12 protein-coding genes and 1 pseudogene are annotated in these 13,859 nt (G+C 38.9%); 5 read left to right on the top strand and 8 right to left on the bottom strand.

The features are described 5' to 3' along the window. The first annotated feature begins 1,718 nt into the window (after positions 1-1,718). The gene (locus tag PGN18_RS16225; RefSeq protein ID WP_335320650.1) at positions 1,719-2,069 is read left to right on the top strand and encodes a hypothetical protein; all 351 of its coding nucleotides are present in this window, start codon (positions 1,719-1,721) and stop codon (positions 2,067-2,069) included. Here the strand turns inward: PGN18_RS16225 and PGN18_RS16220 are convergent, their stop codons facing one another. Continuing rightward, the gene (locus PGN18_RS16220) at positions 2,070-2,573 is read right to left on the bottom strand and encodes a very short patch repair endonuclease (RefSeq protein WP_335320649.1); all 504 of its coding nucleotides are present in this window, start codon (positions 2,571-2,573) and stop codon (positions 2,070-2,072) included. It abuts the gene before it with no gap. Positions 2,574-3,021: 448 nt separating this feature from the next. Between PGN18_RS16220 and PGN18_RS16215 the strand changes: the two genes are divergently transcribed. Next, positions 3,022-3,654: a phosphatase PAP2 family protein gene (locus tag PGN18_RS16215; protein ID WP_335320647.1), complete on the top strand. Its 633-nt coding sequence runs from the start codon at positions 3,022-3,024 to the stop codon at positions 3,652-3,654. On the opposite strand, the gene PGN18_RS16210 is transcribed toward PGN18_RS16215, so the two are convergent. After that, positions 3,651-4,259 carry a Crp/Fnr family transcriptional regulator gene (locus PGN18_RS16210; RefSeq protein ID WP_335320646.1) on the bottom strand — a complete coding sequence of 203 codons (609 nt, stop codon included), beginning with the start codon at positions 4,257-4,259 and terminating at the stop codon, positions 3,651-3,653. The two genes, PGN18_RS16215 and PGN18_RS16210, sit on opposite strands and share 4 nt — an antisense overlap. Before the next feature lie 180 nt (positions 4,260-4,439). Between PGN18_RS16210 and PGN18_RS16205 the strand changes: the two genes are divergently transcribed. Further along, entirely contained in the window at positions 4,440-5,135 is a 696-nt protein-coding gene (locus tag PGN18_RS16205; RefSeq protein WP_335320645.1) for an HAD family hydrolase, read from the top strand. A gap of 71 nt (positions 5,136-5,206) precedes the next feature. Here PGN18_RS16205 and PGN18_RS16200 read toward each other — a convergent pair whose 3' ends face one another. Further along, positions 5,207-6,379 carry an aldose epimerase family protein gene (locus tag PGN18_RS16200; RefSeq protein ID WP_335320643.1) on the bottom strand — a complete coding sequence of 391 codons (1,173 nt, stop codon included), beginning with the start codon at positions 6,377-6,379 and terminating at the stop codon, positions 5,207-5,209. Between the two features lie 363 nt (positions 6,380-6,742). Between PGN18_RS16200 and mgrA the strand changes: the two genes are divergently transcribed. Together mgrA and PGN18_RS16190 are read left to right on the top strand one after the other, a co-directional pair. Continuing rightward, on the top strand, positions 6,743-7,732 hold the full coding sequence (gene mgrA / locus PGN18_RS16195; RefSeq protein ID WP_335320641.1) for an L-glyceraldehyde 3-phosphate reductase: 990 nt from the start codon (positions 6,743-6,745) through the stop codon (positions 7,730-7,732). A 334-nt stretch (positions 7,733-8,066) separates the two neighbouring features. Next, complete coding sequence (locus PGN18_RS16190; protein ID WP_335320640.1) at positions 8,067-9,008, top strand: cation diffusion facilitator family transporter; 942 nt, start codon at positions 8,067-8,069, stop codon at positions 9,006-9,008. Between the two features lie 80 nt (positions 9,009-9,088). Here the strand turns inward: PGN18_RS16190 and PGN18_RS16185 are convergent, their stop codons facing one another. From PGN18_RS16185 to PGN18_RS16165, 5 genes and pseudogenes are all read right to left on the bottom strand, one after another. Further along, on the bottom strand, positions 9,089-10,018 hold the full coding sequence (locus tag PGN18_RS16185; protein ID WP_335320639.1) for an NADP-dependent oxidoreductase: 930 nt from the start codon (positions 10,016-10,018) through the stop codon (positions 9,089-9,091). An 8-nt stretch (positions 10,019-10,026) separates the two neighbouring features. After that, positions 10,027-11,402 (bottom strand): annotated as a pseudogene (locus PGN18_RS16180) (NAD-dependent succinate-semialdehyde dehydrogenase). A gap of 39 nt (positions 11,403-11,441) precedes the next feature. Continuing rightward, a complete protein-coding gene (locus PGN18_RS16175; protein ID WP_335320638.1) occupies positions 11,442-12,599 on the bottom strand; it encodes a PAS domain-containing sensor histidine kinase in 1,158 nt (385 codons plus the stop codon). A 506-nt stretch (positions 12,600-13,105) separates the two neighbouring features. Next, positions 13,106-13,303 carry a hypothetical protein gene (locus PGN18_RS16170; RefSeq protein ID WP_335320637.1) on the bottom strand — a complete coding sequence of 66 codons (198 nt, stop codon included), beginning with the start codon at positions 13,301-13,303 and terminating at the stop codon, positions 13,106-13,108. A 222-nt stretch (positions 13,304-13,525) separates the two neighbouring features. Next, positions 13,526-13,822, bottom strand: a complete 297-nt coding sequence (locus tag PGN18_RS16165; RefSeq protein ID WP_335320636.1) for a Dabb family protein — start codon at positions 13,820-13,822, stop codon at positions 13,526-13,528. Positions 13,823-13,859: the final 37 nt, after the last annotated feature.

Raw genomic sequence — 13,859 nt, 5'->3', positions numbered from 1 at the left:
GCTGAGGGAGAAAATTGCAGCTAATAAACTAATTAAAAGATCTCTCCCCGCCTGTACGGGCGGGCCTGTCCGCACAGGCGGGCACTGCGGTTGAGACGGATTTTTTTTGAAATAACAGAAATTAAAAGATCCTTCGCTGCCATTTACATACTATCTAAAAAAAGTCGTCATTGCGAGGAGGAACGACGAAGCCTGCCGGCAACAGGCTGGCAATCTTTCACGCTAATGATCCTCGCTATAAAGATTGCTTCGTCGGCTGAAAAAGCCTTCTCGCAATGACGGATTTGGTGGTAGAACCACGCCATATTAGAAACTATCTCTGAACATCCCGCTATAAGCTCCACGCTATCTGCACCATGCTACCGGCCTCGCAGATTTCCGCCGGAAAAAGCACGGAAATCTTTGCACTCCCCCTCATTACCCCATAGCCCAAGGCAGGATCAAAGCGATTGCGATGGGACAAGCAAAGGTAAGATCCTCGATGCTGCCGCAATAAAGATTTCCGTAGCTTTTTACAAGGAATTTCTCAGCAATCTTTTATACCGATAAAAACAACATGATCACATAAAAAACGCTGCAAGCCTTGGGTTTAAAGATTGCTTCGTCGGCTGAAAAAGCCTTCTCGCAATGACGGATTTGGTGGTAGAACAACGCCATATTAGAAACTACCTCTGAACATCCCGCTATAAGCACCATGCTATCTGCACCCTGCTACCGGCCTGGCAGATTTCCGCCGGAAAAAGCACGGAAATCTTTGCACTTACCCTCATAACCCCACAGCCCAAGGCAGGATCAAAGCGATTGCGATGGGACAAGCAAAGGTAAGAGCCTCGATGCTGCCGCAATAAAGATTTCCGTAGCTTTTTACAAGGAATTGCGCAGCAATCTTTTATACCGATAAAAACAACATGATCACATAAAAAACGCTGCAAGCCTTGGGTTTAAAGATTGCTTCGTCGGCTGAAAAAGCCTTCTCGCAATGACGGATTTGGTGGTAGAACAACGCCATATTAGAAACTACCTCTGAACATCCCGCTATAAGCACCATGCTATCTGCACCCTGCTACCGGCCTGGCAGATTTCCGCCGGAAAAAGCAAGGAAATCTTTGCAGTCCCCTTCATACCCCCACAGCCCAAGGCAGGATCAAAGCGATTGCGATGGGACAAGCAAAGGTAAGAGCCTCGATGCTGCCGCAATAAAGATTTCCGTAGCTTTTTACAAGGAACGATGCAAGCCTTTCAGTTATGCCTTGTTTGTTGTTGTTTTCAATGGTAGGCATGCTTTCGCTTCGCTCAGGTTTGTTACTTTTTCATCAAGGAAAAAGTAAAAGCCCTTCGGTGGCTAACCGAGGCAAGACTGAGCCCGGGAAAAGAAAATAGCGTTTGCATTAAGGTTCCCGCATGCGCGGGAATGACGGATTTATTGGCGGAACAATAACCGTATTATAGCGAGTGCAAAAAAATTACCCCATTACTGATAAATTGTTTCTTCAAGGGAAAGAACTGGAATAGAAAATTAATCCTTTTACCACCCCCGCCCCTCCTAAATCAGGCGGGGAGTTCCCCTCATGGTTTCAAAGTGAGCCAAATAAGTTAAATTAAGCCAATGTAATATTTATGCTTGTTTGGCATTTTTCACCAAAGTGTCACTTACCTTTGAAAGGTAACTCCAATGCCTTGCATGGCACACATAAATATCCAATAAAATCTTAACACTGATGAAAAGATTATCCCTCCTAGTTTTGCTAATTGCCACGGCATTTTATGCAAAGAGCCAAACGATGGTATTAACCAAGGATGTGGCTCAATATATTGGAAAAAACGTATCCATTTGCGATTCAGTGTACGGCACGAAAGCTTTAGATAAATTAACGCTCCTAAATTTAGGCGGTGCCTATCCAAAAGAGCTGATTACGATAGTGATTAATAAAGAAGATGAACGTAAATTCCCTTCAGAGCCTGCAAGCATGTTTATGGGAAACAACATTTGTGTTACCGGGGTAGTTTCAGAATTTAAAGGCAAAAAACAGATCGTAGTTACTGATCCGAAGCAGATTGTGGTAAAGTAATTAATTATCAACCTGCGGTATAGCTGCAATTTTGGCCGCTTCGAGGTAAAGTAAAACCTGGTTCACACAAGCAGTTAACTGTTGGTTCACTTCATGCTCCCAAAAGCGCATTACCGTATAACCTTTAGCGTTTAGCAGCTGGTTGATTTGCCTGTCGCGTTGTATATTTCTTTCAATCTTCGGAATCCAAAAACCCGGGTTCGTTTTTATAATCAATTTCTTTTCATCCCATTTGTAACCATGCCAAAAATCGCCATCAACAAATATGGCCAGCCGGTATTTATTGATCACCAGATCGGGTTTGCCCGGAAAATTTTTAGGATGAATCCTAAACCTAACATTTTTTGCCCAAAGTGCTTTACGCAATTTTAGCTCGGGCAAACTATTTTTTGCCTTAATGTTAGCCATGTTCTTGCTTCGCTGTGCTGTAGTGTAAAAACCAGCACTTTCTTCAAAGCGGGGAACTTTAATATCTTCTTCCTGGTATGGTTTGGGCTCCATCATGATGATAACCCTTGGTAAATGTGAATTGTTTAAAAATGGTACGAATATAGGATAGCCAGTAACAACCTAAGCACCTCCTCCTTTTAAAGGAGGTAGGCTTGGGCCGAAGCGTTAATACAAAAAGTATAATCTGATTGAATTGTCGAAAGGTGAGCTTTTTCAGTTGGCAGGAATTAATCCTGCCAACATCATAAGCATAGATATCCTTATTATCTAACTCAAAGATTAGCATTCACTTCAATATCTCCCAACAGATTATATAGATAGGTGTATTTCCTTGATGAATCGTTTAATTTCCTTGATGAATCTTTGTAAATGTTCCGTCCTACTGCTCACCCTGAATCAGATTTTTAACCATCTTTTTTTAAACTATCATTTATTTTTAAAGTTGATTTTTCGTATCTATCGGTATAAAATCCATAGTTTTGGCATTTATCAACTTAAGCCTATGCCTTTAAAACGAACTACCCTAATCTTCATACTTGCCATACTAATTGCTGCTTTTACCGGTTTAAGCTTCTTTATTGCCCAGCATCCCTTACTCGATTTTGACATTAAAACTTCGTTGTTTATTCAACAATACCATGCAGACTGGTTAGATAAATTAATGCTGGCCATCAGCTTTTTTGGCGAACTTCCCTACTCATTATTATCGGTAGTAATTGTGGCCATCGTATTTTATCAGCAGCAATATAAACGAGAAGGAATATTCATTTCAACAGTTTTATTATCGGGATTGATTATTTTAGGTATCAAAAATGTAATCAACCGTCCACGCCCAACTGCATTTTACGTGCGGCTGGTTGAAGTAAACCGTTTTCAAAGTTATCCAAGCGGGCATGTACTTTCTTACACACTCTTTTTTGGATTTCTGATTGTTTTGATGATTACGTTGAAAGATGTACCGAAGCTGACAAGAAATATAGTAACGTATATTTCAGCATTTTTGATGATTACCATTGCCCCATCCAGAATTTACCTGGGTGCACACTGGTTTACGGACACTGTTGGTGGGTTTTTATTAGGTTTAATTTGCCTTTTTCCACTTTGCTACTTTTATTTTAGAAAGCAAAAAGGTTAGCCATTTGCCTGCAATTTTTCTTTTTTCCTTACCCTGCTTAAAGTTTCAATCCGCATGCCTAAATAGCTTGCCAGAAATTTTAATGGCACCCTTGATTTTATTGCAGGATGACCTGATTTAAACTGCTTATACCTCATTTCAGCAGAAGGAATTCGTGATAAGATAGAGCGCTCTTGCGACATGTGGTAATGTATAGCCAATAATTTTCTGGCTAAAATATTGGTTTCAGGAAATTGCTCATACACATCATCAATAAAATGATAGGGAAGTATAAGCAGTTCTGAATCTTCCAGCGCCTGGTATTGTTCCCGGTAGGTAGGTACGAGTATCCCTGGATTTCTGATTTGTCCAATTGAGTGATTTTCATCTATAAACCATGCCGTAATATCCTTCCCTTCATCTAATATAAAAGCCCTTACCAAACCTTTAACAATAAAGAACAAATAATATCCATTAAGGTGGCTTAAGTTAGGCAAAACCTCATTCTTAGGCACGGCATATTTAAACGTTTCTTTTTTTCCTCGATCGATTATTTCTTTTCTTAATGGCTGCAGCTCATTTAAATACCTGATAAGTGCATCGCCTTCATTGTAGGCATCTGTCATAATATCTGTTTATGTTGTATTTAGAATATGCAAGTTAATTATTTGAATAGCATATTTCCAACAAACTCGGCCGGGCTTAACAGCCGGGAGTTAACATTAAACTCATGCTTTTTTAACCGTTTTTACCCTTGTTTTGCGCATTACCGCCAGGCTATTTTTATTGTTAGGTGTTTTAGCCTAATGATCAAAAAATCTGATAATTTTGTTTTCATGATAAACGATAAACCCAAAGCCTTCCTTTTTGACCTTAACGGCACCATGATCAATGATATGGTTTTTCACAACCATGCCTGGCACAATATACTTACACATGATTTAGGTGCCAACATCAGTTTTGATGCCGTTAAAAAACAGATGTATGGTAAAAACCAGGATCTGCTGGAACGTGTTTTTGGCGTTGGTCATTTCACGCAAGAACAAATTGATCAGATTTCCATCGAAAAAGAACGCAGGTATCAGACAGCGTATAAAAAGCACTTGGCATTAATAACCGGTTTAGGCGATTTTTTGGAAAAAGCAAAAAAATCAGGTATTCAAATGGCCATTGGTTCGGCAGCCATTCCTTTCAACATCAACTTTGTGCTGGATAACTTGGCTATCCGCTCTTACTTTAACGCCATAGTAAGTGCCGAAGATGTGGCCAATAGCAAACCAGATCCTGAAACCTTTACCAAGGGGGCTGAAATTTTAGGTGTAGACGCTAACCAATGTATTGTTTTTGAAGATGCACCAAAAGGTGTTGAAGCGGCACAAAATGCAGGAATGAAATGTGTTGTACTTACTACCATGCACACCAAAGAAGAATTTTCTGCTTACCCTAACATTATAGCATTTATAGAAGATTATACAGATCCTAAGTTAGAGGAACTTTTTTAAATAGATACGGCCTTCCTATGTCAGGCCGTATCTATCAGCATAATATTAGGATACTTTGTTTAACAAGATTATTATTTGCTAAACTTGTAGATGGAGCTGGTTTTATATACCTGGCCTGGTTTTAAAACCGTTGATGGGAAAGCAGGCTGATTGGGTGAATCAGGAAAGTGTTGTGTTTCCATGGCAATTGCCGTTCTGAAAGCATCTTTAGCGCCACTTTTAAAGGTATTTTTACTTTGCATAAAATTTCCGCTATAAAACTGTAAACCCGGCTCCTGGGTATAAATATCCATTACAATGCCCGATTGATCTCCTTTAACGGTTGCTGCATGAAACATACCCATGGCTTTGGTTTTATTCAGCACAAAATTATGGTCATAACCTTTGCCGAAAGTTAACTGTTCATTTTTGTCATCTATGCGTTTACCAATAGTTGTTGCCGTGGTGAAATCGAACGGTGTACCTTTAACTTTTTCTATTTTCCCTGTCGGAATCAGTGTAGAATCAACCGGTGTATATCCATCTGCATAAATCTTCACCTGGTGGTTTAAAATATCTCCGCTTCCATCACCATTTAAATTAAAAAATGCATGATTGGTTAAATTTACAACCGTGGTTTGATCTGTCTTCGCTTCGTAGTCCATTTTCAATTCATTATCATCGGTTAAGGTGTAAGTAACCTGAACATCTAAATTCCCTGGGAAACTCTCCTCTCCATCTTTTGACAGATAATGCAGAACTAACGTGTTAGCATGAGGTTGACTGGCATCCCAAACCACATATTGGAAGCCTTTTTTACCTCCGTGCAGGGTATTCTTTCCGTTGTTGGTAAACAGCGAATAAGTTTTGCCTTCAAGTGTAAATTTGCCTTTTGCAATACGGTTGCCATAACGGCCAATGGTTGCGCCAAAGTAAGGCTCGGTAGATTTTTCATAATCGCCAATGCTTTTAAAGCCCACCACCACATCAACCATTTTACCATTTTTATCTGGCATCACTAAACTCACCAGGCGCCCGCCATAATTGGTAAAAATAGCTGCTGCGCCATTTTTGTTTTTTAAGGTATACAATGCTGTTTTTTTACCATCGATTTCCTTGGTAAAAGAATCGGCAGCTAATTTTATAACTGCTACCGTATCACTTTTCACAGTATCATTTGAGGATGATTCTTTGGTTCCGGATTGACAGGATGCAAATCCTGTTGCGGCCAGGGCACATAGGCTAAATAATAATTTTGGTTTCATCAATTAGAATATTTGGTATAGATTACAATTGTAAATATATTGCATTATTTTACAAATAAAACGATTTAGGTAAATTAAAAGCAAATATTTGCTTCAGTAAAACCGGAACGATACGATTTGTAGAGCAGCAATTACAATATGTGGAAGTATAATTTAGAAGATCATTCATTTTTCAGCAGAATACATTATTGGCAGATGCTACACCTTATACTTAAAGCAGCCATATAGCTGAATTAGCGTGTACTTTAAGCCATAACCCGATTATTCGTTTTGCAATTGCATTTAAAACGCTCATCATATTCTATTTAACATGAATTAAAATCCGTTAAAACTAATTATCATTGTAGCAATCAAAATCTAAATATGAATCAAATCATTTCAACCGGGCGTTACGACAAAATGTTATATCGCCGTTGCGGAAATAGCGGACTTAAATTGCCAGCCATATCGCTAGGTTTATGGCATAATTTCGGATACGTAAATGTTTTTGAAAACAGCAAAAAACTCATTTATACGGCTTTTAATAACGGAATTACCCACTTCGATTTAGCGAATAATTATGGTCCGCCCCCTGGGTCGGCTGAAGAAGTTTTTGGAAAAATACTCCATGAAGATTTTAGGGGCTATCGTGATGAAATGATTATTTCCAGTAAAGCCGGATATACCATGTGGGATGGTCCGTACGGCGATTGGGGTTCGAAAAAGTATTTGGTTTCCAGTTTAGATCAGAGTTTAAAACGGATGAAACTGGATTATGTAGATATTTTTTACCACCATCGTCCGGATCCTGAAACACCTCTAGAGGAAACTATGGGTGCTTTAAGCCTCTTGGTTAAACAAGGAAAAGCGCTTTATGTGGGTATCTCAAATTATCAGCCGGCCGAAGCGGAAAAGGCGATTCAGATTTTAAAAGATAATGGTACGCCATGTTTAATCCACCAGCCCAAATATTCGATGTTTGAACGTTGGGTAGAAAATGGCTTGCTTGATGTTTTAGCACAAAATGGTGTAGGCTGTATTCCATTCTCGCCACTGGCGCAAGGTTTACTTACCGATAAATATTTGCATGGCATCCCATCTGATTCAAGGGTGGCGACAAGTGGTGTTTTCCTAAACGAAAGCAATATCACCCCGGAAAAATTAGCGGTAATTGCCAGGTTAAATGCGCTTGCCCAATCGCGTGGACAAAAACTGGCGCATATGGCTTTATCATGGATATTGAAAGATGATAGGGTTACAACTGTATTGATAGGTGCAAGTAAACCAGAACAGATTACAGATTCAATTAAAGCATTAGACAATGTTATATTTAACGAAGAAGAAATTAAGTTGATTGATGAGATTTTAGGGTAAAAATTCCGAAAAAAGTCGTCATCCCATTCCGAAAACTATAAAATGAATTATAGAGAGATAGCGATCTTTAGTACATGTTTAAAGATTTCTATTCAGAAATGACACTCGTTACCGGAAAGATGCTGACCACGAAATAGCTACAAGGCAATTGAAAACCATATTTCTACTTGTAAAATAAATCCGATCGCTATCGGATCAGCAGGACGATTGCACTATAAAAAGGCGCAAAAATTAGAGCTATGTTGTAGATATTCACGTATGTTTTCATCACTCATTCCAAAACCAAATGAGATTAAAAGGGTTTAAGAAATGGATCTATCACATTTCTTAATTTATGGCAAGAGCCAATAATTCCATTTATAGTGCTTTAGCAGCAAATTTACTAATTGCAGTAACTAAATTTATAGCCGGGGCTTTTACCAACAGCTCTTCAATGATTGCAGAAGGCATTCACTCTACGGTTGATACGAGCAACCAGCTTTTATTGCTTTATGGACTAAAACGAAGTGTGAAACCACCAGATAAAACCCGCCCGTTTGGTTATGGTAAAGAGCTGTATTTTTGGTCGTTTATTGTATCCGTTATGATTTTCGGCTTAGGCGGTGTGGTTTCAATTTCGCAAGGTATTGCACACATCCGTCGCCCTGAAATTTTAGGAAACCCGACATGGAACTATGTGGTATTGGGTTTATCCTTCATTTTTGAAGGCATATCACTCCTCATTGCCATCAAAGAATTTAATAAAACGCGTAAAGGTTTACCCTGGTGGAAAGCGATCATCAAAAGTAAAGATCCATCTGGCTTTTTAGTGCTTTTTGAAGATGGAGCCGCGGTTTTAGGATTAGTAATTGTTTTTATTTTCATGGTACTGAGCCATAACTTAAATTTACCATTTTTAGATGGCCTGGCTTCCGTTTTGGTGGGTACACTTTTAATTTTTGTATCATTTATACTGGCAAGAGAAAGCCGTAGCCTACTCATGGGCGAAGGCTTAACGTCAGAAACGCAGCAAAAAATTAAAAAACTGGTGGAAGATGATCAGGATGTGCTTACCGTAACCAGTGTATTATCACAATATCAATCACCAAAAGAAGTATTATTGGTACTCATTCTCACCTTCAATGCAGAATTGAACACCACTGATTTAACCCACGCAATAGACCGGTTGAGGGCTAAAATTAAACAGGAATTTAATATCATCAAGTTTGTGATTATCCAGCCACAGTCAGCCGATGTAAAGGAAAATGATTTTAGCACAGATATTTACTTGCAGTAACCATTGGATGCTTTAAGGGGGAGAGCTGGAGCTTTGCTCCAGCTCTCCCCCATGTCATTACATGCTGCCAGGAAACCCTGTTAAATTACCTGGAGTACAATTTTCCCCCTGGTATGCCCCTGTTCGCTTTCTATTTGTGCCTGTTTTGCGCTGGTAAAAGGTAAAACTTTATCAATAACGGGTTTAACTTTTCCTGAATCGATCAAACTGCCTATTTCAGTTAATTGCGCAGGAATGGATTGTGCCATAAAACCGATCAGGTGGACTTTTTTAGCTTTAGCTTCAGCTACAAATTCGGGCATCAAAGTAGTCACTACCCGTCCACCTTCTTTTAATATATTTAATGATTTAAGCTGCGTTTCTTTTCCAATGGTATCCAAAACAAGATCTACATCGTTCAACACAGACTCAAAATCTTCCATTTTATAATCTATCACTTCATCTGCGCCCAAACGCTTCAAAAAATCAGCATTGTTAGCTGATGCGGTACCGATGACGTATGCACCTTTCCATTTTGCAAATTGTACAGCGTAAGTACCTACCCCACCTGCAGCCGCATGGATCAACACTTTTTGTCCGGCTTTTAGCAAACCATGATCAAATAAACCCTGCCATGCGGTTAAACCTGCCAATGGTACAGCGGCGGCCTCTGTATGCCCTATGCTGGTGGGTTTGATACTGATGATATTTGCTTTAACTACAATATATTCAGCATAAGCACCATTTTGCGTTGGATTGGGTCTGCCGTATACTTCATCACCTTTTTTAAAGGCACTTATTTTTTCCCCAACTTCCTCAACGGTGCCAGAAACATCCCAGCCCAGGGTTAATGGTAATTTAGACGGAAATTTATCTTTACGATCACCTTGCCTAATTTTCCAATCAACCGGATTAACACTGGTTGCATGCACTTTGATCAATACTTCATCAGATGCTGGCTGAGGTACTGGAATTTCATCAATTGATAAAACGTCCGGACCGCCAAACTCGTGGATTCTAACTGCTTTCATATAGGATATTATGATTTGATATATACTGTTTTAATATTTACAAACTCATGGATGCCGAACATGCTTAATTCGCGGCCATAGCCAGACTGATTGATACCACCAAAAGGCAAAGCACTATCTGATTTTACGCTTTCGTTTACAAAACAAGAACCTGCGGCGAGCTTATTTCGGGCAATGTCTTCTGCCAGCGCGCTATTTCTGGTAAAAACAGCTGCCCCCAATCCGAAATTAGTATCGTTGGCCATACGGATGGCATCATCAGTATCTTTTGCGGTGATAATGGCTGCTACCGGGCCAAATATCTCCTCATCATATGCCAACACGCCTTTTTTTACATTGGTCAAAATAGTGGGCTGGTAATAGGCATGATTACCAGGCATAATTGGAACCTCGCCTCCAAGGATACATTTTGCACCTTGTTCTATGCTCTTTAAAACCTGTTGATGCAATTCATCACGAAGTTCGGCCCTGGCCATTGGCCCAAGATCTGTTTCGGGCTTTAATGGATCGCCAGTTCTTTTACGTTCCATTTCTGCTTTAAAAGTTGGGTAAATTTTTCCTCTACCGATGCCATCACGATGAAGCGTTTAGCTGCGATGCAACTTTGCCCGTTATTGATTAAGCGGGCTTCGGCGCATATTTTTGCTGCCCTTTCTAAATCTGCATCTTCCAAAATAATATACGGATCACTGCCGCCAAGTTCCAATACTGTTTTTTTTATCAGTTTACCTGCTTGTTCAGCTACTTTTTTGCCTGCTTCGGTACTTCCGGTCAGGGTTACCGCTTTGATGTACGAATTTTCAATTACTTTCGTGATTGCGTTACTGCTACAAACCAACGTTCTAAAAATATTTGGAGGAAATCCTGCATCTTCAATTATTTTTTCTATTTCGAGCGCACAACCTGTAACGCCAGATGAATGTTTTAACACTGCAGCATTACCGGCCATTAGCGCAGGAGCCAGAAAGCGAAACACTTGCCAGAAAGGGAAATTCCAGGGCATAATGGCCAATACCACACCTATAGGCTGAAAACTCACATAACTTTTGGATGCTTCTGTTTTGATCATCTGATCGGCTAGAAATTCCGATCCGTTTTTAGCATAATATTCGCAAACGGAGGCACATTTAAGTATTTCGGCCACACCAGCTTTTAAGGGTTTGCCCATTTCTAAAGCCATTAATTTTGCCAGCTGATCTTTACGCTCAGTTAATATGCTCGAAGCTTGTAGTAGTAATCCGGAACGGGCTTGAAAATCAGTTTCTTTATAATTTAACCAGGCCTGATGCGCATGATCAATTTTATGATCAATGATATTTGCAGTATCCGCCTGGTAATTTTTTATGATTGCCCCGTTGATGGGGTTTATAGATGAAATGCTCATTTAATGATAACAAATGAGCATTTTAATTGTGTTGTTTATTTAAACATTATCAGCCTGAGCAAGCGGAACACAGAAATGAAAAGAAGAACCCACACCGTAATCACTTTCTGCCCAGATTCTACCTTGATGCAGATTTATAATCTCGGCGCTGAGATACAAACCTATTCCAAAGCCTGAAATGGTTTTGGTCTGTTGACTTGAGACACGAAAAAACCGGTCAAAAAGTTTTTCCAGATCATGTGGCTCTATGCCAATGCCATGATCAGTTACAGAAACATGTACTTCATTCTCGCTGATTTCTGATTGAATCAAAACTGTACTATTTAGATCTGAATATTTTACGGCATTGCTGATGAGGTTTGAAATGACAGAAGCAATTTTGTCTTTATCAGCATAAATCGATTTAGCAATATGTGACTCGAAATTGATATGGTTGGCGGGATAGATCAATCTTAAATCATCCACTACATCCAGGATTACTTTATCAAGATCAAAATGCGACAGGTTCAATTGAATTTCTCCGGATTCTAAGCGTGATACGTTCAAAAAAGAACTGATTAGCGTACTCATTTTACGGATTTGCTTTTGAACCTTACCCAGCGTATTTACAACAAAAAGATCTGCTAAATTTCTACTCTGCATCAATTGGATGTAGGCACTAATGGAAGTTAAGGGCGTTTTTAATTCATGGCTTACCATGCTAATAAAATCATTTTTTTGCTGTTCTTCTTTTATGCTGATTAGCATTTGTTCCTGATCCAGCGCTTCGCGTTGTAGTTCAGTTTCTTTAATGGCTTTTTTAGCTTTTACCATATCGGTCACATCGCTCGCAGTATGAAGGATACAATAAGGAATTCCAGATTCATCCTTAATGGGCCGGTATTCATAAGTATAATAAGCTGTTTGCAATTTCCCGTCCCGCATTGTTTCAGCTGGTATGGCATCACCTTTATCTGTAACGCCTGTGAGCAATACATTTTTTAGCATGTTGATAAAAGGTTGCCCCTTCAATTCAGGCACGGCATCTTCCAGTGGTTTGCCAATAATAGAACGGTCTTTGCCCCAAAAACTAATCATGGCATCATTCGCCATTTCGATGACAATATGCTCTGATGTATATATGGCTGTTGCATCTTTTGATAACGAAAGCACCTCTAAAAGCTGATCATTACTTAAAACTCTTGAATAACTTTCCATGTATACAGTAGAAATTAAAACCCGGCTATACTTAAAATCTGATAATCAATTAAACTAAGTATCATACAAGCCTAACTTCACAAATGTTTGGATACTCCTATATTTTTTTGACTTTTAGCATACCAAATTAATTTTTAATGTTGTACTTACTTAGCAAAGTTAAGATGCCTGATTTTTTTTCAGCTGTTCTTGTTCGTTTGACAATTAGCGAAGCCACTGCCAGAATACTGACATTGGGATTGTTCATGAACTTCCATTTATTCAGGCGATATCCATGAACAGGAATGGTCCGTATGTTACAGCGATCAGATCGGGTCAGGCATGAAGGTATATCACCCCTGCTTCTATCGCGTTATATGGTACTGATTTTATCCTATAAACACTTAAAAAAACAACCTCATCTCATTTTTGCAAACTTATTTTTAGCCGATTTGTATGAACACAAAAAGCATCACAAAGCCTGTGGCGATAAAAAAAGAATATTGCAAGTAGATTGTTGGAATAAATCAAAGAATAATTAATATGGTTCCCGATTTAGATAGTTTAAAATAATAGTGATACTCTCCGTAACGGTTTATTTTTTCGATTTCACATACTTTGCCAGACTTACCATATTCATCGGAAAGAAAATCGCCAATTTTGATACTGTCCAGTTGGTTGATATTAAGCGATGCTCTTTTAATTAATGTAGCTCTTTTTTCCATAATGATTGCGTTTTGAAGCATTTACGCATTCAAAGGCACTTTGGATTTATCAGTAGATAAAATACTTAAAAATAAGTATCAACCATATCATCATCATATCATGCATATCCGTAATTTGAATACGGTGTTACTTTTAGCTTACAGGACGAACTTTCCTTCTAAATTTCGTATTGCGGTACAATGATTAAAAAAAAATGCCTCCGGTTATCGAAGGCATGGTATTTATTCTGCATCGTAAATGACGACCTTTTCAAAGTAAATTCTGAATTCATCTAAGAAAGCCTTATGCAATGGATGAACCTGGTAAACATCATGTGCGGCCAGATCTTCAAACATTAAAAGCAGACTGAAGGTATAAGTGGTATCTACAACAGCACGCTCAATAGGTGCAGGCACACCGATATGAAAAGTTTTAACAACTTCAATATTTTCTAATGTTTGCAAGCTATTGCGAAAAGCCATTTTCTGCTCGCTGGTAGTATCGGCTTTTAGCCAGAATAAAACGTGGTGTGCTATCATTTTTCAATTTTTGCCAAATATAATGAAAGCATCAAAG

The organism is Pedobacter terrae (assembly GCF_036946585.1).
GTDB classification, from domain to species: Bacteria; Bacteroidota; Bacteroidia; order Sphingobacteriales; family Sphingobacteriaceae; genus Pedobacter; species Pedobacter terrae_C.
This window is presented reverse-complemented; position numbering and strand designations above follow the sequence as displayed.